The 23,419-nt window shown below is 53.5% G+C and carries 19 protein-coding genes and 2 pseudogenes; 16 read left to right on the top strand and 5 right to left on the bottom strand.

The window, feature by feature from the left end:
* A pseudogene (locus BDK88_RS22020) lies at nt 1-429 on the top strand (methyl-accepting chemotaxis protein); the annotation flags it as partial.
* Nucleotides 430-981: 552 nt separating this feature from the next.
* Here BDK88_RS22020 and BDK88_RS20495 read toward each other — a convergent pair.
* The 4 genes from BDK88_RS20495 to BDK88_RS20475 all read right to left on the bottom strand — a co-directional run bounded on the left by BDK88_RS20495 (nt 982) and on the right by BDK88_RS20475 (nt 4,422).
* Nucleotides 982-1,251, bottom strand: a complete 270-nt coding sequence (locus BDK88_RS20495; protein ID WP_092935003.1) for a HalOD1 output domain-containing protein — start codon at nt 1,249-1,251, stop codon at nt 982-984.
* A 1,329-nt stretch (nt 1,252-2,580) separates the two neighbouring features.
* The gene (locus tag BDK88_RS20485) at nt 2,581-2,955 is read right to left on the bottom strand and encodes a hypothetical protein (RefSeq protein WP_092935029.1); all 375 of its coding nucleotides are present in this window, start codon (nt 2,953-2,955) and stop codon (nt 2,581-2,583) included.
* A 124-nt stretch (nt 2,956-3,079) separates the two neighbouring features.
* Nucleotides 3,080-3,487: a hypothetical protein gene (locus BDK88_RS20480; RefSeq protein WP_130501975.1), complete on the bottom strand. Its 408-nt coding sequence runs from the start codon at nt 3,485-3,487 to the stop codon at nt 3,080-3,082.
* 707 nt (nt 3,488-4,194) lie between these two features.
* A complete protein-coding gene (locus BDK88_RS20475; protein ID WP_008015403.1) occupies nt 4,195-4,422 on the bottom strand; it encodes a DeoR family transcriptional regulator in 228 nt (75 codons plus the stop codon).
* A gap of 145 nt (nt 4,423-4,567) precedes the next feature.
* On the opposite strand from BDK88_RS20475, the gene BDK88_RS20470 reads away from it, so the two are divergent.
* The 10 genes from BDK88_RS20470 (at nt 4,568) to BDK88_RS20425 (ending at nt 20,015) form a co-directional block, all read left to right on the top strand.
* A complete protein-coding gene (locus BDK88_RS20470) occupies nt 4,568-4,822 on the top strand; it encodes a HalOD1 output domain-containing protein (RefSeq protein ID WP_130501974.1) in 255 nt (84 codons plus the stop codon).
* A 721-nt stretch (nt 4,823-5,543) separates the two neighbouring features.
* Nucleotides 5,544-5,999, top strand: coding sequence for a pilin (locus tag BDK88_RS20465; protein WP_394342683.1), 456 nt, complete (start codon nt 5,544-5,546; stop codon nt 5,997-5,999).
* A gap of 42 nt (nt 6,000-6,041) precedes the next feature.
* Nucleotides 6,042-7,796: a hypothetical protein gene (locus BDK88_RS20460; protein WP_130501973.1), complete on the top strand. Its 1,755-nt coding sequence runs from the start codon at nt 6,042-6,044 to the stop codon at nt 7,794-7,796.
* A 62-nt stretch (nt 7,797-7,858) separates the two neighbouring features.
* Complete coding sequence (locus tag BDK88_RS20455) at nt 7,859-8,668, top strand: hypothetical protein (protein ID WP_242611753.1); 810 nt, start codon at nt 7,859-7,861, stop codon at nt 8,666-8,668.
* Nucleotides 8,668-9,873 (top strand): hypothetical protein, encoded by a 1,206-nt coding sequence (locus BDK88_RS20450; protein WP_130501972.1) that lies wholly within the window; start codon nt 8,668-8,670, stop codon nt 9,871-9,873. The genes BDK88_RS20455 and BDK88_RS20450 overlap by 1 nt, the downstream gene beginning before the upstream one ends.
* A 5-nt stretch (nt 9,874-9,878) precedes the next feature.
* Nucleotides 9,879-13,196, top strand: a complete 3,318-nt coding sequence (locus BDK88_RS20445) for a VirB4 family type IV secretion system protein (protein WP_130501971.1) — start codon at nt 9,879-9,881, stop codon at nt 13,194-13,196.
* The gene (locus BDK88_RS20440; protein ID WP_130501970.1) at nt 13,189-14,337 is read left to right on the top strand and encodes a hypothetical protein; all 1,149 of its coding nucleotides are present in this window, start codon (nt 13,189-13,191) and stop codon (nt 14,335-14,337) included. Before BDK88_RS20445 ends, BDK88_RS20440 begins: the two co-directional genes overlap by 8 nt.
* Nucleotides 14,327-17,347 carry a TraM recognition domain-containing protein gene (locus BDK88_RS20435; RefSeq protein ID WP_130501969.1) on the top strand — a complete coding sequence of 1,007 codons (3,021 nt, stop codon included), beginning with the start codon at nt 14,327-14,329 and terminating at the stop codon, nt 17,345-17,347. The genes BDK88_RS20440 and BDK88_RS20435 overlap by 11 nt, the downstream gene beginning before the upstream one ends.
* 356 nt (nt 17,348-17,703) lie before the next feature.
* The gene (locus tag BDK88_RS20430; RefSeq protein WP_130501968.1) at nt 17,704-18,972 is read left to right on the top strand and encodes a phage NrS-1 polymerase family protein; all 1,269 of its coding nucleotides are present in this window, start codon (nt 17,704-17,706) and stop codon (nt 18,970-18,972) included.
* Between the two features lie 5 nt (nt 18,973-18,977).
* Entirely contained in the window at nt 18,978-20,015 is a 1,038-nt protein-coding gene (locus BDK88_RS20425; RefSeq protein ID WP_130501967.1) for a M48 family metallopeptidase, read from the top strand.
* Nucleotides 20,016-20,229: 214 nt separating this feature from the next.
* On the opposite strand, the gene BDK88_RS20420 is transcribed toward BDK88_RS20425, so the two are convergent.
* Nucleotides 20,230-20,976 (bottom strand): hypothetical protein, encoded by a 747-nt coding sequence (locus tag BDK88_RS20420; protein WP_130501966.1) that lies wholly within the window; start codon nt 20,974-20,976, stop codon nt 20,230-20,232.
* Nucleotides 20,977-21,178: 202 nt separating this feature from the next.
* Here BDK88_RS20420 and BDK88_RS22450 point away from each other — a divergent pair.
* From BDK88_RS22450 to BDK88_RS20395, 5 genes and pseudogenes are all read left to right on the top strand, one after another.
* Nucleotides 21,179-21,639 (top strand): annotated as a pseudogene (locus BDK88_RS22450) (hypothetical protein).
* A 157-nt stretch (nt 21,640-21,796) separates the two neighbouring features.
* Complete coding sequence (locus BDK88_RS20410; RefSeq protein ID WP_130501965.1) at nt 21,797-22,087, top strand: hypothetical protein; 291 nt, start codon at nt 21,797-21,799, stop codon at nt 22,085-22,087.
* A complete protein-coding gene (locus BDK88_RS20405) occupies nt 22,087-22,413 on the top strand; it encodes a DUF7558 family protein (protein ID WP_130501964.1) in 327 nt (108 codons plus the stop codon). Before BDK88_RS20410 ends, BDK88_RS20405 begins: the two co-directional genes overlap by 1 nt.
* A gap of 92 nt (nt 22,414-22,505) precedes the next feature.
* Nucleotides 22,506-22,808, top strand: a complete 303-nt coding sequence (locus BDK88_RS20400) for a hypothetical protein (protein WP_130501963.1) — start codon at nt 22,506-22,508, stop codon at nt 22,806-22,808.
* Complete coding sequence (locus BDK88_RS20395) at nt 22,809-23,321, top strand: hypothetical protein (RefSeq protein WP_130501962.1); 513 nt, start codon at nt 22,809-22,811, stop codon at nt 23,319-23,321. It abuts the gene before it with no gap.
* Nucleotides 23,322-23,419 lie beyond the last annotated feature (98 nt).

The raw sequence follows: 23,419 nt of genomic DNA, 5'->3' as shown, positions 1-23,419 counted from the left end.
TGCCGCCAGCACCGTGTCAAAAAACATCTCGTCGACCAGGGGACACCGCGGAAGAACCGATTCCGGGCACTCCTTGTGATGAAGCGCTGGGACGAGTTCGCAACCAAGCGTACGAACGGGAGCGGCATTTTCTGGACGCGAGACGATGTTCGGGATGCGCTTACTGCAATCCTTGGAAAGCGTCCCCACGCACAGACACTCAAGCGCGTGTGGAACGAGATGATCGCGATCGGAAGTTCGGACATCGATGTCACTGAACGGCGTGTCTCTGCGAAACAGACGCCAAAAGAGATCATTGCGATGGATATCGAGACTGCCGAGGGACTGTTTGAGTCTCGTTATCACCACCTCGAGTTGCTTGACTCGGATGGACAGGTCACTGGTGGTGTCACACCCGTTGTGACCCAGAACGACAGGGCAAAGGTGTGAGAAAGCGGTTGAACCCATCCCGAGAGGGAGCATCTCTCTAACGAGCACACCGAACGGATCTGGTCGTCGTCGTGGTCCGACGACGTCGTCGCTACCAATAGCTGCAGGTGTAAGAGAAGACCCTCCCTTTCAGAGACTGTGTTTGTTCCTCTAACGCTCGTTCTGGAGTTTCGGCTTTGGGCCCACTCACAACGGGTGTGATCATGACCGATTAGTTATGATCTGCACGATCGCTCTTTCACAGGAGAGGATCGTCGTGAGATCGACATGGTGAGATCCTGTCCAATAGAACGCCATGAATCACTGGGTAATATTGTGGTAATTAAGAAAGTCTGATATGACTTCAATCAAAACGGCGACTTGGGCGTGGGGAGAGTCAGGGGACAACCGTCCTCACGCTCAGTCAGAGGTACATCTCAGACACACGGTCCGTGTCGAATACTCGTCTCCGCACGAGTCGTCTGGGACAGACAGTACAACGTGGAGGGTGGGAGTGGCGTTCGGTAACTCCGGTGGCACCCTGTCCGGGAAGTGATTTCTGGTCAGAGTGTGTTACTCAACGAGTTCTGACTGTTCTTTGACTGTGAGTTCTGGATCGTTACCGAATTCTACAACAACTGTGTAGCCATTGTATTGGAACTCGACTCGGCCAGATCGATCCGTCCCGGTCTGGAACCCCGACGCAAAGAGATCGTCGAGTGCATCTGGGTCAACCGAATCGTACAATGGAGGCAGCTTCAGTGGGTCTGTCTGTTCTCTCTTAGCAACACAATCCACTATCTTCGAAGAAATATTATCTTCATTCCTAGGATTCTTTTTCATAGTAGTAGGTAGATCTCGAGAGCACAAATATATGTTGCCAAATATGCTAATTTCTGTACTCTTATTAGGAATTATTATAAGCTATGGCTAGACTACTTGTGTTTCGAGAGTAGCGTTGTGAGCTGTGTTTGAGCAGCGCTGCTTCTGCCGAAGTATCGCACAACAGTAGCAGAATTTCCAATCTGAAATTCCAAGAGATAGAGATCGATCTGCGCTCTTAATTTGTGCTCGAGCTTGGACCTCTCCCAGGAAGAGTAGTGTCGGTGATGGGGGTGGGGGAGGTAGTGCCTCCGTGAATCACTGTGGGAGGCAACTGATTGTTATTGGCGATCACTATTAATGATTCCTCTTCTGGTCATTTAGACAATAGATTCATACGATACCTATCCTAAAGACACGGATGGGGAGGACAGTGTGGCTCCAAACGGCTTCCTACAGGGAATGCAATCGTTTCGAGACACATCGCTCCTCGCCGCAACTGGGATTGCTCCACCACTACTTGGTGCCATCGTAATCTCAGATCACTCTCCAGTGACACACCATCTGGTTCATGAGTGCGCTGGCGTCGGCCTCTGGCCGGCGTTTCTACAAGATGCTAAAGTTTATATTCGAAGCCACAGCCGACAGCGATGATGGCACTGACTGATTGACAAGATGGTCTCCTAGTCGCAGTCGAATTGGCCGAGTTCTCAATTCACTACGAACAAGCTGATCCCGAACTCGCCGAATACGCTTAGCAGCTGGCCGTCGATCGTCTCCTCAAGCATGCTGTTGAGTCTGCCGCAATTGTCGACGTCGTTGAGGGTGGTTGGAGGTTCAGAAGACAGCAGGTGGAGCAGTATCCATTTCATACTGATCCGAGGCAAATATTCACTCGCCTTGGTACAGTTGGGGGAGGGCGTCATACAACAATTCTCACACCTCATTCTCGTCCCCTTTGTTCGCTTAATATAGGTAAAGAACTGTTTGATTCTCAGTTAAACAGGAGGGTGTTTGATTATTGTGTAGTAGGTGGTTTATTTCTAGATGTAACAGCGAGGTACATTATAATAGCCACTGCTTCGACAAGGAGAACAGGTAGAATACTACCCACGATAAACACAGCAACGATACTCAGGATAAAGATGCTACCGGCTAAAACAAGCGGCGAGCGGCGGTTTTGACTTGAAGCCTCACGATACACGAAGCGTGCAATGAACGCTTGGATGACAAGGTAGATGGGGGTACCAATTCCGAATCCAGGCATACAGCGAATACCTTATCGAGGAGACATATGTTTTCGGGTTATCGTTCAGTTTGCATACGTAGTTACCGGTCAGTACGGATACTCTAGTCAACGAATGATGAGAACGTTATCGATTCATCATTGACGGTGATGTGAAGTCCTTCTGCATCGCTCTCTCCATCAGACCATTCATACGTGTTCTCTAGGCCGTCTTCTGTACTAAGGATTACCTCGACTTGGGAGCCACTAACAACTTCCTCGTACTCCTCAGTGCTATCAACATCAATAGTGGCTGTTTCGTCAAGCAATAGCTCCTCGTTGGAGAGTTGAGTGACCTGAATATGTACGGTTACTGTATTTGATGCCTCATTTGAAATAGTGATATCTGTTGTCCCACTAGCATTTACGCCTAAACACCCAGACAGACCGAGTACTGCAAGCGAGAAACTACTAATGAAATCTCGCCTATTAGGTGTCATCATCTATATGTTTGCCTATGTTAGTAAGTGTTTTTGGGAGCTACACTCAATCGGAGCGTGTCATAGAATCGGTCACAGGCCTATTCGACTCCGTAGTGTGCGGTCAGTACAGGTCTTTCAATCGCTATTCAGATTGATACTGCCGTAACTCTCTAAAAAGAAGGAGTGCGCTGATCCCACTGATTATGAGAAGGATGAGTTGAGATGCCGAGCTGGGTGCTTGAGACCCAGCCATCTTAAAAGGGACTCCAGTCATGAAAGCGAGGACGAACAATTTTGTTCTAACAGATGCTAATTCTGATTTAGTAATATGAATATATGAAGATGAATCTTGTTTACTTTTTGCAAACTCATCTCTTTTCAGCGTATAATATGGGAGAACTAAGAAGCCACCAAGAGGAACAAGAATGGCTAGATCATATCGTTGAAATTCATCAAGATCAAATTGGCGCATATCTACATATACAATCCCAGAAAGCAGAAATTGGACAAAAATCGTAGCTATTAATACAAGTTCTGCTGTACCATCCATTTATCGAATGAGTTGATATTCAGACTGCATAAGTTTTCTTAACGATTGTTCAACCCGAGAAGTTCGCACATCTACTTACCGGCTGATTCAGCCAAAGGGAGATGAAACAAACTCTCTGCGGATCTTTCTATGACACGCTCTCAATCGGTGTATTCGCAGACCTACTGATCAGCCAATTCACTACCAATAGTTCTGGAATCTGCCACCTTGCGAGCTATTCTATGACGCCCTCACAGTTGGGGAACAAATTGATACTTCTATGGGGCATATGACGGGTTGGCGCGGACAAGGTGGGTCAACCTACACCCCTGTATCGTTGACCCTTCCTCGATCACAAGTCAGGGAACACTTGTCCACGCCGGCCGAGATCGGTACGTTCCACAAGATCCACAACTGGTTTCGTCCTCCGATCTCTGGTTTCGAGTGCCATCCGGCCTTCGAGAACCTCATGCTGGCCTTTGGCCGGCTTTTCTGTGAACTCGAGAGTGTATAGCTACTCACTCTCGATATGAAATGTCTTGAGAACTATTGTCTAGTTCAGTGCCTCTTCGGCAGATGTTCCGCTATCGAACGTTTGACTCGGTCGATCGTAGCTATGGTGGTGTCTAAACCGTCACAGTCAGCGGCGAGAGTTAGTTGAATTGACGTGTAAGAAGAGTAAAACAGTTGATCTGCGTTGAGGGAGTTTAAAATCACTTTTTGGCGGATTAGTCGCGCGGAAGCCACCAGACGAAGCGCTTGCCGACATCTTTCTGGTTCAACCGACCTTGTTGATGGAGTTGTTTCAGACGTCGCCGGGCAGTCTGCAAGTGATAGTCAAAATGGTCGGCGACCTCTTTGGTAGTCACAACTTCCTCTTCTTTCACATACTCGAGTAATTCATCGTCTGAAACCTGCTTCGTGAACGGACCACTTCTTCCACCGTCGTCTACCATATAGGAACAATCCTACATGGCTGCTACCCACTCTTATACAGATTTTATGCCTTCAAAAATAACGTCTTCAAAGTACGTGCTACAACATACATTCTAGAGCTACATTTTATGTTCATCGAACACGAAACTCATAGTGAGAGAATAGATGGTGGTTACAACCCAATACGATCCACATTCAGAGCAGACGATAGTATCCAGAATCGTTGAAACTGTATCTAATCTTGCAGAGCAAGAGGTAGAAGAACTCCCGCCCTTGTACGATTCAATAGATCCCGAAGCAGTTGAACGCCTGTTCAGACAGAGTGAGACTCAGGAACTCAAGCTGATCTTCCAATATTGTGGCTACACGATCTGGGTCAATGCAACCGGAACTATTGCGGTAGAAGCATCTCACCAGTGAGGATAGACGCTGTCAGAGAATTCATAGGGCCGTCCAGAGTCTTGCTTACAGCCTTCTATGGTGCATTGACCGTAAGGTGATCTGAGCACTTATCGAAAACACCTTGTTGAATAAATCAATATTCATTGATGGGATATGGAAGATACGCCAGTCATTCAGTTAGTAACTCTCTGGTTTGTTGTCCTTATTTACATACAAACGGGTTCTGGAGGTAGTGGCGCAGTTAATATGATTCTAGGTGCAGTTGCTATCCTTCTTGTGTATATTCTCCCACTTACTTTGATCATTTTTACTGTTCTGCGACTGGTTGACAACTAATTTAGCTGCATTCATTGTATATGGCTCTTCGTAAGTGGTTCTCCTTTCGAGAAGACAGCGGCGTCTCGATCCGAATAAATACTATTAGTAAGGGCCATGGGAAATTTTATATAGGATGGCTAATAAGAGTTCTATGCTAATAGGATCACAAAACAATAAAGCAGAGGTCGCATTCCTATGGACACTATCATCCCACAAATCGACGCAGTACCACACCTTTCGCAAATCGGACCAACTGCGGCCTCCATTAGATCGCAAGATGCACTGGGCGAACAGTTGCCCTCCGCTGAGACTGTCCTTCGTCGTCTTGGAATAGAGTTCAATGACTGGATCGGAGCGACCCACTGTGTGTGTGTGTGATTCGAGGTGCTGTTCGAATCATTGCGGACAGATATCTGTACCAATGAACACGGATACATCACATCAGTCGACAGAATCATCGCCGGAATGCCCTGATTCGGTGACTAGGATCCGACAAGCGTGGAGACGAGTCGTGCCAGTAGCAATCACGCTTGCTGTGTGGCTGGCCTTCTTCGCCCTCGCTTCTGGATCAGTAGCTGCCCAGTCAAATGTGGGTGACGTCTACTGTGGTACCGGTGTCGAGACCGGCATTGACATCGTCTTTGGGGCTGTTGCTGGTCTCGGCCTTCCGGCTACGGGGTTCTACGTCGGTCGAGCTGGCCTCTCGTACATGCGTGCGGGTGGAAACCCTGAGAAGAAAAATCAGGCCAAAGAGAAACTCGTGATGTCGTGTGTCGGGTTTGGGATCATCGTCCTTGCGCTGATCTCACCCGAACTGATTGACAAGGTTGGCAGTCAGATGGGATTCGGCTTCTCAGACTGTGTCCGACCATTCTGAACCACCAGAACCAGAACAGGACTTGCGGTTGCCTGAAGCCCAATGACCACGCCACGTGTGATCGACGTCGCCTTCCTGCTTCTCGTCGCAAGCGGAGGCGCTGTGTTCCTGGCTGTCGGTGTCACTGTTGCCGAGCCGAATTCGAGTACAGCGATCCCTGCTGATGGGCCCGATTACGGCGTGAACGAGACACGGTTCCCGCTGTTGTGGTCGGACGATCTCGATCAGCAAAACCGCTCGAGTGACGAGTTCGAAGAGACGGTTTCCTCTGCACCAGGATTTTCGACTCGGCTTGCAGGGTCGACAGACGTCCCGTTCGAGAAGCCAATCGAAGACGTCGAGAGGTGGAACAGCGGTGATCTCCAGGACTTTGACCCTGGTGGCGAGAAAACCTCAGTCCATCCACAACGGGCACACCTCGTGGATGGGCTCTACATTCGGGATGCGTACACGAGCATCGTTGCAGTCCAGCCGTCGACGGTGCTGCACTCGGAGAATACCTCGACGCGGTACATCACGCCAGACGGCGAGGTCCTTGCGATAGCCGATTACCGGGTCCGTGTCCCAGACGATGACACGAGCGGCTCTGTCCGCCACCGCTGGTCGATTGCTGACACTGCCGTTGACACGGTTGTCCTACAGACAGATAGTTGGGTGCTTGACGCTGATCGTGGCCATCGCTCCACCCTCGAGTATAGGAGATTGTCGAGAGCACAGAATCTGACTGTCGAGGCCACAATCACTGCTCGGCTTCGCCATGAAACCCGGACGTGCACTAATTACAATAGCACAATCGGATCCTGTGAGGGCTCGTGGGAGACGGAGGTCGACTATCCAACCGAACAGGTAACAGCGACTGACTCTCGCTACACAGTTGTCTCGCAGATTGACGACAGAGGCGGGAAGCGCGTTACGTTCGAAAACGATCCAACACACACTGGTGTCGTCATCCACCCCGGAACTCGGTGGTCGGCAATCGATGTTGGCAGTGATGCGCGTTTGCGTGGAAACTGGCGGTTCTATTCGGCGGGCGTCGACGGCTGGCGGACGATGGTGTCTCGGACGGAAACAGGGACGACTCGGACGAACTCGTCCGTTCGTCCGGCACAACTCCACGCTATCCCCACGCAGAAACGTCCGGATATGCCGAGCAAGGCAACAGACGATGCCGAGCCGCCGTTAGTGATCGAAGAAGCGTGGGGGAGCAAACACGCTGGCCCGTCCCTCTCGAGCGAGATCGCCATTCCGGTGGTTGGCAACTATACGAATGCGACGTCGATCGCCGTCCGATCGGAGACGCTTCCAGCAGCCACCTTCGACGAGGTGACCGTTCACGGGATCGTTCGTGGCCAGTCAGAGACGATTTCGGTCACCGACAACGGAACCGTTCGTGACACCACTCTCGAGTTGACGGTTCTCGAGGCGAACTCGTCGGGAACGCTCGTTCAGGCAACCGTCACGGAGACAACGACCGGCGATCCGGTTACGACTGGGCGAGTCGACATCGGCAATCAATCGGCTGCGCTGAACGCGAGCGGAATGGCTGTCCTTGAACTCGAGAAGCGGCCGTCGTCGTTCATCGATGGCCAGTACGTTCCAGCAGACTGGTGGCGTGCAGACCAGCTGTACTCCGCAGCCGAGGATCGGGCGACGGTTCCCCCGAACTATCCCAAGTTCAAGAAGCTTGTCCAGCTGTTCCTCGTAACGCTGCTCTGGTTCCTCCCGGTTGCTCTGGCTGTCTACGGTTTTGACTACCTGACTGGCGGTGCGGTCCTTGGACTACGAGACCATCCATGACAGAAAATACCAATCGAGACGACAGTGGTATCGCTCGCCGAGCAGTCCTTGCTAGCCTTGGTGTGAGTACCGCCGCCCTTGCCGGCTGTACGTCGGACACGTCCACAGACCCATCAAACAGCAGTAACAGTACGGATGGCAACGGGATTAGTGCAGAAGGGAGTGACGTCTTCACCTCTGTCGAGATGGGTGACACAACCCTCGAGATCGAGGTTGCCGATGATGCGTCGGTAGAGTTCATCAATCTCATCGATCCGAACGGCGAGTTGTTTGATCAACAACGCCTTGCGACCGGTGAGACTACGACATCGTTCGAAATTCTCGGTCGCTACGAGGACAGTATCCCCACTGGGGACTACGAACTGGTTGCTCTCGATGGAGACGAGAAGGTCGATACGACGACACTCACGCTCGAGGCGGAGTGTACGATTACGGATGTGCTGTGGGCAGCAGAGAACCCCGACATGGAGTGGGACAAGAATTCGCCTGTCTGGGACAAAAATGCAGCTGTCTTGATTGAGAATAAGGGGAATATCCCGTCGCTGCTCACTGAAATCCAATGGACAGGAGCGCCAATCAATCATCTCCTTTCGACTGAGACAAAATCATACTACCACGAAACGCGCTTGCCGCCCGGTGAGACTACCACCGTATATTCCGGTGGGAGAATTTATCGAACCGAGAGTCCACATAGCTCCGTTGATTGTGGAGAACTTGGGACTGAATCTCTAACCGTGACGGCTATCGTCCAAGTTGGCGATAATCCCTCGTATTCACAACAGATTAGATATGGAGGTACAGAGCAGTCGTGCGATCTCACCATTACCGATAACGGTTCAGACGACTCCTTGTCGGAGAATGGTGATCTCTGATGGCATGGTTAAGACAAGAGGTCAAAGGAGCAATCGAGGATGTCGTCGAGGATATGACAGAGATGCTCCTTGGACTCATGAACACCATTTATGAGGGTATCCTATCTCCGATCGTTGGTGTTCCAGCACCGACATCTGATTCGGGATATATGGTTATCGGAACGCCAGATAATGAGCCTTGGGCTAGTATATACCAAGATGTCTATCTGAAGTATGTGATGCCCCTGACTATTATGATTCTAATCGTTGCCTTCGCATTTATTGGGCTTCGGGCAGGCTCGATTAGCGAGTATCGGAGGAAACGACTCCTGCGGCGGCTAGGGCTTGTATTTATGGCGACATTCGTCTGGTTCCCTCTAGTCTCTATTCCGTTGCAATTTATCGACGCAGTCGGAATGACAATTGCTCCAATTGACGACATGACTGCAAATTTCGAGGGGCTGATCAAAGGAGCACTGGGAGGAATCTTCGCCATTCTTGCGATGGTCGTATTGTCCAATGTGGCACTCGTCGTAGCTGGATTTATTGTTGCCTTCCGAGAAATTGGGATCCTTGTCCTGACACCAGTTATGCCATTGTTGGGTGTTCTCTGGGCGCTCGAGATATGGCCATTCACTCCAGCATCCAACATGGCACGTCGTGTCGCTGGGATCTATCCAGGGCTGGTGCTTGCGGGGCTTCCAGCAGCGGTCTTATTTCGAATTGGCTGGGCAATTGACCTGAACACTACGTTTGAAGGGATCTACTCCGTTTTTGTCGGACTTGCACTGATCCCTGCAGCGATTATCGCGATGGTCATGACGGTCTACTGGAGTAGCCCTGCAATGCGGACGATCGCCCAGAAAGGAGCATCTACGACGAATCCTGCAGCGGCCAAAGCTGGCGCTGCAAAGGCAAAGCGCACTTCTGGAAAAGCGGTCCGTGGTGCCCGAAACGTCCACCGTGGATACGCAGATAACCAGGTCGGCCCCGTCACAAAGAGCGGCCAGACGACACTCGGGAGCGGCGACTCGAGAGCATACAAGCTCGGCTCTTCGGCTCGCTCAACGAAGGATCACGCCGGCCGCTACAACAACTTGCGGAAGTCGAAGACAGGACGGATGCGCGATAAGGCCGCTGATGACGCTCGCAAAGCGACACAGAACGCATCGACCCGAGCGAAGCGTGGGCTCAAAAACACGAAGGAGAAGGTCTCACGGTGGTGAGTTCGATGAGTACGAACACCTCTGATCACGACTATACCGCGCGAAAGATCCATCAGTCGCTGGGTGGCACAACGGCCTTCTTCCGGGGCTACACTATTGGCGAGCTCATGCTGTTTCTCGCAGTGGCGTTCGTCACGGTCGTTGCAGCGACGTTCGTCCCGGCAGCACTGACGATCCCGGTGCTGGGATTCGGGCTTATGCTCGTGACGTTGCTGTTCTTGCTCCACAAGGTCAAGCCCCGATATCTGTGGCTGACTGAGTGGCTCGCTGCTCGTCTTAGCTGGGCGATCAAAAACAAGGAGTACACGCATGGTGGCGAGGACAATAGCGAGGTGCGGTATCTGACTCGCCTCCAGCGAGTGTACCCGCATGCCATCGAACGAACGGATGGCGCACTCGTTGGGGCGATGAAGGTCGAGCCCGCGAACATGGCCCTCGAGGATGATGATGCGTGGGCGAAGGCTGTCCAGTCGCTCTCGGAGTTCGCCAACTCGACTATCGACTTTCCAGTGAAGATCTACGTCACTAGCCGCGAGGTCGATGACGACGAGACCATCCGTGCACACCAGGATCGACTCGCTGACGCCGACGTTCGCTCACGTCCCGTGTTGAAACGGCTGCTCGAGGAGTACGTTGGAGCGAATACGACTGACAACGGCGAAATCGACTCGGAGACGACCACGATCCGCGAGTACTACCTTATTACCGCGGTGAACGACGAGGATATCGAACACTTCGATAAAACGGACGACAGTGTCCTCGCCTATCTTGCTGACCTTCCTGCTGTTGGACGGCTCTTCAGTCGGTTCCAAACCGACGATCTGACCGACGCCGAGCGAGAGCAATTCAAAGAAGAACACCTCGAGTCACGACTCACACAACTCCGCCGTGGTGGGTCGTCGCTCTATCGGTGTTCGGTCAGCCCCGTCGATGCCTACGATCTCGCTCGGATCACGAAGGAGTACTGGACGTGCCATCCCGAAGAGTACGCCGATATCACGAACGCACTCGGGACGTTTCCGGTCGTCTCGCACGGGATAAGCGACGGTGTTCCAGCAACGCCTGATCCTGATGACGTCCTCGATGCGATGGCCGAGCACGACAGTCCTTCAGATACGGCTTCGAGCGATCATAGCGAAAATACCGTTGCCGAAGACACTGTCGACGATCCGTCGGTTCCGTCCGATGATCGGTTACCAGACACGTCGACGATGCACCAGTCGGTGATTGCGCCGTCGACGGTCGACTGGGAGACAACCTACGCCGTGATCAACGACGAGACGTACGTTCGCACATTCTGGATTGAACAGTTCCCCGAAGAACCACCTGATGGCCTCCTCGAACGACTGTTACTCGACACGGAGTTGCAGACCGACATTAGCATTCACCTCGATCCGTTCGACAGCCAGTCGGCCCAGGATATGATGGCAGACTGGATCTCGGATTTGAAGATCAACCAGCACGACTCGAACAGCCTCAAATCCGAGGATCTCCAGGAAGACATCGATCAGGCGAAGTACATGCGGTCGCTCGTCCGTGCGAACAAAGCGTCGTTCTATCGCGGTGGCGTGTTCATTCGCCTCGCCGCTGATAGTCAACAGGAACTCGATAATCAGACGACGCGCCTGCGGTCGATCATCAAGGATGCGCCAGCGAACTGTACGCTCAAGGTCGCAAGTCGCTGGCAGGAACGCGGACTCGCAACAGTGTCGCCGCTTGGCGCGAACGAACTTGGCCGTGACCGTATGTCGACGCTGACCAACCAAGCCGTCGGCGCGATGTTCCCGTTCTCGTCGAACTACCTGATGATGGACGAGAATATCGAGTACGGCTATCACGGCCACAACGGTTCCCCAATTCGAATCAATCCATGGGCGCTCGAGACGGGCCATAGTGAACTCGTCGTCGGGATGCCGGGCGCTGGGAAGACGTTCGGTGATATCATGCGCCACCTTCGGATGATGAAACGCCGCAACGACACCATGCTTGTCCTTGTCGATCCAGTTGGTGGCTTCCGCGGGATCGCAGACACGCTGAACGCGAAGACGATCACCGTCGGTGGCGATACGAAGCTCAACCCACTCGAGATCCGCGAGACGCCCCAGCACGTTCTTGATTCCGGTGACGGGATCTCTCCCCTTTCGGCGAAGAAAGACGAGGTCTACGCCGTCCTCGAGAACTTCCTCAACGCTCGCGATATCGAACTCGGAACCGAGACGGGCGTCCTCTCGTATGTCATCGACGAAGCCTACCGGCAAGCAGGGATCGTTGAAGACGACGTCTCGACGCACACATCGGCAAACTCGCCGACAATGCAGGACGTCCATCGGATTCTCTGTGATATCGCCGAGAACCCGGACGAGCACAATATCGCGGAGTCCGAGTCTGCTCGCGAGCGTGCTGCCCAGTATGCAGATGAACTCGCGATTGCGTTCCAGCCATTCCGCGAGGGAGGCTCCTACGAAAACCTCTCACATCATTCCGAGATCGATATCCTCGAGGGCGACAGCAAAGTTGTCTATATCGACCTCGGTCAGATCGAAGGCAGCGCGTCGGGGATCGATCGCCAGACGTTCTTAATGCAACTGCTGCTGTCGACGATCTACCAGCAGGCGAAAAACACCCAGCGAAACGTCGAACTTGCGATCGACGAAGCCCACTACCTCTTCGAGGATCAAGCGAATCTCGACTTCCTCGAGACAGCGTTCCGGCACCAACGCCACGCGGGGCTTCGGATGGTGTTGCTCTCTCAGACGGCCCAGGAGTTCTACGAAACTGAGCAGGCGGAGAAGATCATTGGCATGTGCCCGATCAAGGTCCTCCACAAGCTCCCTGAATTGGATGACCGGACAGCCGACAAGATTGGCCTCACGGAAGAGCAGCGGCGGTATGTCAGGGGTGCCGACGCCGGGAATGAAGATCTTGGCTACAGTCAGGCACTCGTTCGTGTCGAAGAACACGGGACGTATCCGTTGCATATCGTCGCTGACGACTTCGAGAAACGAGTCATCGACTACGAGCCTGAGGATCAGACCTTCATTGAGCAGGCGATTCGCGACGAGCCAGCAGAGTTGCTCGCCTTCGAAGAGTTCGTCGAGAACGAAGCCCAGCGCAACGCGCTTGCAACGCGTCTCGATCTCACTGCAGACGCCGCCAGTCGACTTCTTGAGGACGATCTCACGAAAGAGGAGGTCCTCGATGCGGTCGTCGAGCATACCCTCGAGACGGACAGTGAAACATCAGCTGTCCGGCCTGATGGTGGAGAATCAGCTACTGCAGAGGACACGACGGAAACTGTGTCTGACACACAAGATCATGACTAGCCTTAATCAAATCAAGACGATCCTGGGTTCGTCGCCACAGTACGAAGCGACGCAACTCGACTTCGGAGAGAACGACTCGTTTGTCCAACGGCAAGCGGACACACCAGGCACACTACTGCGAATTCGTCCCTACAAAGAGAACAACGGTATCGCGGATGGGGCTGGAGTCCTCCAATCGGTCCACGATGTGACGACGAATTTCCGTGGGAAGAACACGAGTGACCACCACTCGTTCGAGGTCTGGTTCGACGAAGGGAAGATCAAGTTCTACATGCACGCTGCCACTGAGGCAGCTGCCGACAAGTTCCGTCGGCGTGTCGGAAACAACTACGCCAACAGCGAGGTCTTTCCGGTTGAGGAGGGCTATGCGTTTCCCGTCATTGACGCTGACGAGTACGTTGCCGGTGCGTGGCTCGAGATGGAGAAGATCCCCTACTATCCGATTCGCCATCACAACAGCGAGGGCTTCGAGACAGATCCCTACGGCGAAATCACGAGCGAGATGTTGTCGCTCGATGAGAGTACAGTCGTTACGCAGGTCGTCTTCCGACCTGCGAAACAGTCGTGGACCGACGGTGACCAGTTCAAACATAATAGCGTCGACGAGCTTGCCCATGCGCTTCGGCAGGGGACATCCGTCGGCTGGCTCAATCCCCGCACGCGACCGCCAAGCGAGAAGGACAAACAGGCTGCAAAAACGATCGAACAACAACGTGGCCAACAGGCCTTCCACGTGAACATTCGCGTGCTTGCTGTCTCGAGCGAACAGGCCGAAGCTGAGGCCCGTGCCCGTGGTGTTGCGGGGATGTTCAGGAAGTACTACAATGCGATCACTGAGCAGGGCCTCGACGACAAGCCTGTCTGGCATCGCCGAGAGCGGAAACGTGCCACACGGCTTCGGCAGTTTGTCGAGCGAATGCGTGACCGCGAGTGGATCGATCGGCACATGATTATGACCGTCGACGAACTCGCCGGCGTCGCACACATCCCCAATGCAGAGATTGAGACGCCGAATATCGACTGGCGATATACTCGACGTGGTGACCGAGCCCCTGCCGATCTCGGGAAATACGAACAGTCCGCCGATAGCAGCGCTTCCACCGAACACAACGGTTCTTCTGGAGGACACAATGGTGTTTGATCGATTCTTTGGCCGTAGCCGCAGCAAACCCGAAGCAGCAACGGACGACACGGAGACAGAGCCAGCAACACAAGCTACTGATGACGGTGACTCGCCGCCTGATTCACCACCTGTTCCCCAGTCACGGCTCGGCGAGACGTACGATATTGATGAACAGAAGACGAACTCTGTCGGTGGAAAGCAGGCCATCACTGAAACGGTCCAGGAGGGTACTGTCGCAGGACCGTTTGTTCGCGAGATGTTCGAGGCAGGTGTTGATACATCGTCTGCACCACTCTGGGTCGGCTACGACAAGGACCCACAGCGGGGCTTCCGTGAAGTGCCGCTCCGCTTTGACTCGCTTTTCCGCCATATCTGGATTACGGGCACCACTGGCTATGGGAAAACCACGGAATTGCTGAATATGATGGTCCAGTGGTCGTATGCTGGCCACGGCTTCACCTACTTCGATCCGAAAGGCCGCGACTCTCGTGAACTCCTGCGAAAACTCCCCGAACACCGACTCAAGGACGTGGTCTGGATCGAGCCTGGTTCGACCATCCATGAGAAGACGATCGGGATGAACTTCCTCGAGGTACCTGAGTGTGAGACGACCGAGGAACTCGAGAACGAGATCGAAAACCGGGTCGAGAATTTGAAAGCGGTCTTCGATACCTCCGACTACTGGGGCATCAATATGGAGGCGATCACCGAGTCGATGGCTCGGGCGATGATGAAATCGGAAAAGCCGTTCTCGATCATCGATATGTACTTCACGTTGCTCAATGCCGAGCGGCGCGAAGACTTCGCGCTCGATGTCGAGGACCCTTACATCAGAGAGTTCTGCCTCGAGATCGCGAATATGGAAGAGGAGACGGTTCGGCCACTGCTGAAACGGATCAAGTCGTGGGTCGAGAATTCAGTGATCCGCCGGATCATCGCCCATCGTGAGAGTACGATCGACTTCCGAGACATTATTGAAGACGACCGAATCGTCATCGTCCGAACGCCCGTCGAGAATACGGATATCAAGAAGATGGTCACGCTCGGCGTGATGCGTAATCTCTGGAGTGCCGTTCAGCACCGGTCGTATGAACGCGATACTGATCCAGATCCCTATTTTGTCGTGTGTGACGAGTTCGACGACATCGCTAGCGACAATCTCGATATCGAGTCGATGCTAGCCCGTGCTCGGTCGATGCGTCTGTCGGTGACGCTTGCCTCGCAGTACCCCTCGCAGTTTGATGAGGATACGCTGAAAGCGATGCAGAACAACTGTGATAACCTCCTTGCCTTCTCGGTCAATGATGTCGACGATGCCCAACTGCTGATGAAGCGGTTCCAGGGCTACACGGCGGAGGATTTGATCTCGACTGATCAGTACAAGGCCTGGACGAAACTCCCGCTTGACGGTGGACGCTACTCTGAGCCGGTCCTCATCAACTCATTCCCGCCGTATCCACCGCTTCGGTCGACCGAGACTATCGATGATATCATCGAACAGAGCCTCGAGCGCTACGGAACTGATCCGCTAACGGACGCGGAGATCCTCCAGAATCTCCTCTACAGCGACGCCAATGAGGCAGCCAATCCGACGAAAATACTGGATGAGACCATGGCAGAAGCCCTTCGCACTGTCCAAATTCGAGAGGGTGTGCGAGAGGCAAACGGCTGGGTTGATGTAACAGCTGTTGACGAGGAACTCGTGGCTCGCCTCGAGAAGACCGAACTCGAGATTGACTATGCAGATGAAGATCTGCCGGACGTGCGTGATGCCTCGCGGCTGATCGAGGTCGATCTACAGAACGGCGAGATCGTCGTGCGCCTCACAGACAAGGGTGAAGAGTTTGTCCAGCCCAAGACGGGCACTGTTGGCTCGGCTGGAGGAACTAGCCATGATGAAGTGCTTTTGGATGCTGAGGTATCACTCACTGAACGCGGGTTCAGTGTCGAGATTCTCGAGCAGGATGGGAGCGAGCAACCTGACGCAGTTGCGACGCACCCAGACCACGATTTTGTGTTTAATATCGAGGCTGAGACAACGACGCCAGACCGACCAGCGAAGGTTCTGCAGAATCTCAAACGCGCTCACGAGGAAGACCGCATTCCGATCTTTGTTGTCCGTCCTGGTGATCCTGAAACGGAGTGGGCGTCACGAGTCGAGAATATCCTCTCGCCGCCATTCCGAGAGCGAACGGACGGCACTGAACAGTTCTATAATTGCGACGAGGTTGTGACCTTCGGCGGTGGTGCGACGGCTCACGGTGGCGTCACTGCGGTTCGTCCCAAGACATCCAATGCGAATCGGACTGTCTGGATACGTGACAACGGAGAACGTGTGCTGTCTGACGGTGAGGCGGCGTTCACTCGTGCACCGGATGATGGCCCGCTCACAAAAGATGACGTGCCGGCCTACTACAGTTACGACCATGAGTCTGGTCAGTACACTGTTCATCAACCCGGTGAGACACTGACCTATGACTCGAAAATCGAGTTCGAGGCAGACTGGATGCCGATCAAACGTCCGTTCCTCCCTGACATTGATCTGCCAGATGCGAACTATTCGCGTGACAGCTATCTCATCCTGATACACCCTACAGACGGTAGTCCCGTACTCTTCCAGCAGGGCGACACATACGAATTGTCTGAATCGCCAGACGACGAGGAGCTATGGCCGGATGCTACCTCCGTTGAGCACTCCAAGAGTGGGGAGTCGCCCCAGTCGGCTGAGTCACGTTCATCAGGAGAGCAATCTGTGCAGATCGAGCCAGATAGTGATGGCATTGAGGCGTTCGCAGCGATGTACATCAGAGAAACAGATGGTACGCAGATACCGAAGGCAACATTGTTTCAGGCGTACTCGAGATGGACTGATCAACAGGACATTGATGGTACAAACGCGAGCTGGTTCGGTCGGAAGCTTGCGAACGTTGTTGAGTATGAGGATGATCGTATCAGAGACGGCGACGATCTGGTGACTATCTACTCTGGTATCGATCTGACCAGAGACGGATCAGAACTCCTTGAATGAGGTTCTTATCACAAATATGATTATATTTCAAGAGGGCGAAGAACTGGATACCTCTTCACTAGCAACGCGATTCCTATCCGTGCTTCTCAGACCATATAACTACCAATCAAGGGTTTATACCCATGTTTGTTCAGGGCAAAACAACTGTTCAGATCAAGCTTCTGATGAATGTTCAGGGCAAAATCGCAGTACGGGAGCGGTGTTCAGGGCAAATCGAGGGGCAAAACCAACTAGTATAGAACGGGTTACCCCCGTTGGACAGGGTAGCGAACAGCCCACTGGATGTCGGTATGTTTGTCAGCATCGTGATAGTGGATGCACGATGTCCAACTGGACGCATATTACGAGGTCGATCGATGATGTCTGAGAGCGCTGTCTCGGTACTCCCCGAGGAACTACGTGAGCGCGACCAGTGGGTCTGCTGGAAAGAAGAACCTCGAGATGGGAAGCCGACGAAGATACCAGTGACGCCAGGGAGTGGTGCGTTCGCGTCATCGACGGATCCCGAAACATGGGCGTCGTTCGAGACAGCCCTCGAGTACGCTGACACAGGGAACGCCGATGGCATCGGCTTCGTCTTTACCGACGACGATCCCATCGTCGGTGTAGATCTAGATGACTGTCGAGATCCCGCAAGCGACGACGTCGACGACATAGCGCTGGACATCATCGAGCGACTCGATTCCTATACGGAGATATCTCCCTCGGGTACTGGGTTCCACGTACTCATCAAGGGAGAGCTCCCGGATGGACGGAACCGCCGTGGTAGCATCGAACTGTATGACACTGCTCGGTTTTTCACCGTGACTGGCGACTACCTCGAGGACACGCCAGCTCGTGTTGCACGTCGGCAGGACGCGCTGGTAGCGATCCATCGTGAATACGTCCAAGACTCTGAGCTGGATCCAGAGCACGAACCTGGGGACCGTCGCACTAGCGACGAGACGGAAACGACGGGCAGTGCAGCCGATACCAACGTCGACCTCGAGGACCAGGAGCTGCTTGAGCGAGCACGGAACGCATCGAACGGCGAGAAATTCGAGCGGTTGTGGCGTGGCTCGACTGCTGGTTATGAGAGCCAGTCAGAAGCAGACATGGCGCTGTGCTGTTTGCTGGCGTTCTGGACTGGTGGGGATCAACAGCAGATGGATCGGCTCTTCCGCCAATCGGGGCTGCTTCGAGACAAGTGGGACGAAGTCCACTACGCAGACGGCTCTACGTACGGCGAGAAGACTGTTGAGCGAGCGGTTGCGAGTACCTCTGAGTTCTACGATCCAGATACTCGAGAGACGTCAACTGAATCTGTTCCCGGAACGAGCGAGTCGTCGACCGCTGCCACCCGTGACAAATCGGAGCGGACTCCGAATCGTGCGTATTTGATCGAGAAGAATCGACTGTTGACTGACCGTGTCGACGAACTTGAAGCCACGCTCGAACAGAAAACTGAGCGTATCGAGCAACTCGAGGCAACCAATCGAACGCTTCGCGATCAACTGACAACTTGTGAGAAACGACTTGAGATGCACGATCAGCGTTCAGAACGCGAGACAGACGTGGATTCGTCTCCCGATCACGATTCACTCTGGACTCGTACAAAGCAGTTCGTTGGCAGAAGAAAGGAGTAGCTCTGATGGTCACACATCTACTACGCAAATCTGTAGCCGAGCTGATACCGTGGATACTGCTCTCGGTAGCTGTATTTCTCGGTTGTACACTCTATGTCAGATGGGCTGTTCCGACCATCGATCTCTCGACGGTTTCCATCTCCTTGGCAGTCGTGAGTATCATGGCATCTGCTTTCGTACACTATGTCGTTTACTCAGCACAACATGTGCTGGCAGAAGTGCAGCGTATTCTCGATGAAGAGAGCTCTCGTGTGGATGCGGTTACACGGATTGCAGTCGTCGGATTCAGCGTTCTCGTATCGCTCGCTGCTGGCGAACTACTCATCTTTGGAGAATCACTACTTGAGCTTGTTGTTGCAGTACTCCTTCTTGCAGGAATAGTGTCGATGTCGGGTACATTCTTTCGGAATCATGTCGCAACACGACCCTTGAACGATCGAGAACGCGCTGCATGTGAGATAGGTGCCGATCAAGACGTTGCATTTCGAGTGGTTACTGGCGAGTTCGGGCAGACGATCAACGGTCTTGCTGCCGGCGTCTTTCCAACTCACAAAGTCATTCTAATCAACGAGCACTCGTTTGAAGCACTTGACAACAAATGCATCGCAATGATTGCCGCTCATGAGCTGGGGCACGTCGACGAAAACCATGCAGTTGTCTCCTTGGTTGGGACGGTAGTGCTGACAGCCCTGTCACTCCTCTCTGTTCGGTATTTTATGCGGCACCATTGGATGCTGTTTCTGGTTGCTGGTAGCGCAGTGCTCGTTGGACGAGTTGTCTTTGTATGGGCTCGTCAACAGCTAGAGTATCGGGCAGATAGATACGCAGCCGAGCTTCTCGATGACCCACACCAAGTTGCCAGTGGGTTACGTGCACTCAGAGACGTCCGGATGACAGAGACAGCTGATGAACAATCCCCCGGAAGGCTATACGAGAGAGCTATACGCCGAATCCGACACTGTTGGACACGCATATTGTCTACACATCCTCCGATAGACGACCGAATTAGCCATGTTGAGCGATTGAGTCGGAACGCTGACTGAATAGTGCCGGTGCGGTTCGATGGAATGTCCGCAGCGCCCGGCTAACTCGATCAGACTTCTCTCGCTGCACGTATTCGGCTCTGCTGAAACCCGCAGGTAGTGATAGGTTCAGAACCCTCTGCGGTAAGTACAGGTGGTAGACTTAGCACCTAATCCCATATTGGGTATATAAGAGAAGAACCATGCTCTGAAAGAGGCTTTGCCACCCGCGTTATCAATCGGAGATTTGTCCTGTCTCTGATTCAATTTCGTTACGCCCTCTCAAGATCTCAACGAGTATCATAGCCCATGTTATCGCAGCTAAGGCATGAAGGTGCCACGATGGGAGTGAGATATCTGTGAACATGAGGAGATAGGGATATGCAAATACTGTCACAACGAGAGCCATCCCGTATCCCGCAGAGGAGAGCGTTGGGTCTGGTGGGCCGACCGTCCACACTCGATAGATAAGGAAGAAGGCATACGGCCCCAATATAGCTAGTTTGACGAAGAATTCAATAACCATATCAAATCCATCCAATGCTGGACCCGGAATATCAAAACTTACTCTCACAAGATACAACTCTCCGTTCGTATCTTCTACAACGGTATAGACGTCGTTAGAAGGGGCCGGCATCTCCTCATACTCATTACAGAGGAGTAGCGTGTTATCGCAGACTGGAGGTTCACCTAAGGACTGCCAACCATTTGGGCCGTAGTCGTCTTCGGTTGGTGTCTGTTCTTGTGCTTGGGTAAAGGCTCTCTGCTCGCTCTGAGAGAGATCTTCTACCGATAGAGCATCGCTTGTGGAAAGATTTTCTTCTTCAATAGTCTCGTTGAATGCTTCTGAGGATTCGTGTGCAATTGAATAGTATTCGCTCTCACCACTATATGGTTGTATGAGCGCGCCTGGATAGATGATAGCACCCAGAAGGAGAAGAGCAGCAAGAAGTGATATACCTAGAAGAGTTCTAGCTTTCATTAAATGACAACTATCGGATCGAGGATAAGTGCTTTCTGGGATTCAGGTGTTCAGTATGCACCTGTAGTGCGCAGTTGTTCCACGGGAATCAATGTCTAAAGAATATTATTACGATAGAGCTACGTATTCTAAAACGATCCCACCGGAGTATTTTTTCGCCCCGAGATGGGTGCGGGGCGATTGAACTGTCCCGAGATAGCGAATGACCACTGAGCGACAGCACCCACGAGACCGTGGAATTGATCGGACACCAACTCACCGGCAGCCCTCCAAGCAACCCTGGTCTGGCCTCGAGTTACGTGTTCCGAACGACCGAAGTCGGGAATCACTCATTTCATTCGTCGAGTGTGTTCTCGTCGAACTCACACATGCAGACGTCGGTGCCGAGTATCGATCGTCGAACGTCTGGGGAGCTAAACTGACGCAGTACATCGCTGCCGATACGGTGAGAGCTTCAAGAAGCGCCATTACGACGAACGGCTTGGCTGGCACGAACAGACGATGTCTCGGCAGGACGTGCGTGATGAACTGATTAATCGCCTCGAACGACCCGCGTCACTGGCGACGAACCAGAGTCATTCCTATCCCGTTGAAGAACCAGATACCTTCAGGGTGAAGCCGACGTGGCAACTGCGAACAGGTCGCCGGACCAGCAAGAGGTAATCACCAGCCGTCAGTACTCCAGCCCGCTGTTGAATATCGATCACTGACTCCAGTACGCATCATGCAGTGTCTTCGACTTGACTGTACTTCCAGCAGTGAATTTTTTGCGCCGTGAGGCATGAGGCGCGCTCAACAGTGAGCCGTCATGTGATTTCCAATGACCAACCCGAATTCGATTGACGACACTGCAGACGATTACAGCCGGTTCGAAGCCAGACTAGTTGCCCATGATCTGGATGCAACTCGCGTCGTGACAGCAGATCTCGGCGAGACAACCGCCCGACAGCTCGTGACTGAACTCATCGATAACAGTGTGGTGACGCCGGTACCTGGCAAGCGGGTGTTCGTCCACGAGCCAAGTGGGACCGCCTTTGACTCGAGCACTCAGCTTGCTGTTTTCCATCAGGGCTGGACGGCGGCCCGCAACGCCGACAAGGAGGGTGAGTGATGCAGCAGACGCTCGCTGGCTGTGCCTTCTGCGACGCCCTGCCTGGCACCGAGGCCGGTGAGGCACATACCTGGGGAAAAGACGAGCGAGTCTCTCACCCGATCTGTGTCGACTGCGCTATCCAGGCGGAGCCGGATCCCAACGAGACAAATCACTACGCCTGTGACAGTTGCGGACTCATCGTCGACGCGCTCGCGGCGCTCACGCGGTTCCGCGTCGAACTCGGCCATCTTGAGGGCTCGCTACAGCTGTGTGCGAGGTGTAGCCCCGGAGGCCCGGCGACATACTGGACACGCGACCTCGAGAACCATATCGTATCTGACTGACGATCGGCCGACCGGTCGTCGACGTGAGGGGAGCGTGGCTCACATTGTACACACGGCAAATGCTAAGTAGACTGGCTCACAATGTACACATAATGAGTAGCGACAAAAAGCGCGTTCAGTTCCGGGCGCCCCACCGACTTATCGACCGGACCGACGCCCTCGCAGACGTCCTCGGGGAAGACCGGACGGATGTCCTCGTAACTGCGCTGCGAGAGTACCTCCAAGAGGCGGCCCATGACGACGCGCTCACGCAGGAAATCGCAGCTTCCTACTACGACGACGAGATCTCCTTCGAGCAACTCAAAGCACTCGTCGGTGCCGAAGAGGCAGCGAACCTCCGAGTGTTGAAACAGCAGCTGGACGAGGACTTCATCGACGAGGTTGCTGACGCATAAATGTCGACACTCGTCGCTGACGCCTCTGCTCTCGTGAGTCTCGGGGTCGTTGCTGACGACGACCCCGATCCACTCGAGCTCTGTCTGTCCTGCTACGAGGTTATCGTCCCAACAGTGGTCATCGAGGAACTCCGAGAGATCGCCTCGTATGATGACGTACACGGTCGGGCTGCAACGACCGTCCTCGACCGAACTAAGACGCTCGAGGTACGATCGGTCGATCTCGACGCCGAATTTCCGCTTGATGACGGCGAAAACGCTGCTGTCACCCTCGCGAATGACCTCGACGCCACACTATTGCTCTGTGATGAGTTCAATCAACTTGGCCTGGTCCACGCCTCGCTCGCCGATACCCGGCTCGTCACGACGCCAACGCTGCTCTCAGTACTCGTTCGCACCGAACAGCTGTCAGCTGCCGATGCTCGTGCTATTCTCGACAAGATCAGCGATGCCCGCAGCTGGGACGCAAACAGCTACGTGCAACGTGCCCGGTCACTGCTCGAGGAGACCTGACACCGACGCTGTCGCCCATTGGTTCTCAGTCACTGTCCTGCATACCCGTCCGTACCTGGCCCCCTGTTCGGTGCAGACCGTGTGCAAGTCTGTCTCGT

It is taken from the genome of Natrinema hispanicum, from assembly GCF_004217335.1.
GTDB lineage: Archaea > Halobacteriota > Halobacteria > Halobacteriales > Natrialbaceae > Natrinema > Natrinema hispanicum.
The sequence above is the reverse complement of the archived record's forward strand: the minus strand, read 5'-3'. Positions and strand labels throughout refer to the sequence as shown.

Coding starts and splice junctions, on each gene's coding strand:
- BDK88_RS20495 (WP_092935003.1), bottom strand. CDS start 1,251: ATGAAAAAGAATCCTAGGAATGAAGATAATATTTCTTCGAAGATAGTG.
- BDK88_RS20485 (WP_092935029.1), bottom strand. CDS start 2,955: ATGACACCTAATAGGCGAGATTTCATTAGTAGTTTCTCGCTTGCAGTA.
- BDK88_RS20480 (WP_130501975.1), bottom strand. CDS start 3,487: ATGGATGGTACAGCAGAACTTGTATTAATAGCTACGATTTTTGTCCAA.
- BDK88_RS20475 (WP_008015403.1), bottom strand. CDS start 4,422: ATGGTAGACGACGGTGGAAGAAGTGGTCCGTTCACGAAGCAGGTTTCA.
- BDK88_RS20470 (WP_130501974.1), top strand. CDS start 4,568: ATGGTGGTTACAACCCAATACGATCCACATTCAGAGCAGACGATAGTA.
- BDK88_RS20465 (WP_394342683.1), top strand. CDS start 5,544: ATGAACACGGATACATCACATCAGTCGACAGAATCATCGCCGGAATGC.
- BDK88_RS20460 (WP_130501973.1), top strand. CDS start 6,042: ATGACCACGCCACGTGTGATCGACGTCGCCTTCCTGCTTCTCGTCGCA.
- BDK88_RS20450 (WP_130501972.1), top strand. CDS start 8,668: ATGGCATGGTTAAGACAAGAGGTCAAAGGAGCAATCGAGGATGTCGTC.
- BDK88_RS20445 (WP_130501971.1), top strand. CDS start 9,879: ATGAGTACGAACACCTCTGATCACGACTATACCGCGCGAAAGATCCAT.
- BDK88_RS20440 (WP_130501970.1), top strand. CDS start 13,189: ATGACTAGCCTTAATCAAATCAAGACGATCCTGGGTTCGTCGCCACAG.
- BDK88_RS20435 (WP_130501969.1), top strand. CDS start 14,327: ATGGTGTTTGATCGATTCTTTGGCCGTAGCCGCAGCAAACCCGAAGCA.
- BDK88_RS20430 (WP_130501968.1), top strand. CDS start 17,704: ATGATGTCTGAGAGCGCTGTCTCGGTACTCCCCGAGGAACTACGTGAG.
- BDK88_RS20425 (WP_130501967.1), top strand. CDS start 18,978: ATGGTCACACATCTACTACGCAAATCTGTAGCCGAGCTGATACCGTGG.
- BDK88_RS20420 (WP_130501966.1), bottom strand. CDS start 20,976: ATGAAAGCTAGAACTCTTCTAGGTATATCACTTCTTGCTGCTCTTCTC.
- BDK88_RS20410 (WP_130501965.1), top strand. CDS start 21,797: ATGACCAACCCGAATTCGATTGACGACACTGCAGACGATTACAGCCGG.
- BDK88_RS20405 (WP_130501964.1), top strand. CDS start 22,087: ATGCAGCAGACGCTCGCTGGCTGTGCCTTCTGCGACGCCCTGCCTGGC.
- BDK88_RS20400 (WP_130501963.1), top strand. CDS start 22,506: ATGAGTAGCGACAAAAAGCGCGTTCAGTTCCGGGCGCCCCACCGACTT.
- BDK88_RS20395 (WP_130501962.1), top strand. CDS start 22,809: ATGTCGACACTCGTCGCTGACGCCTCTGCTCTCGTGAGTCTCGGGGTC.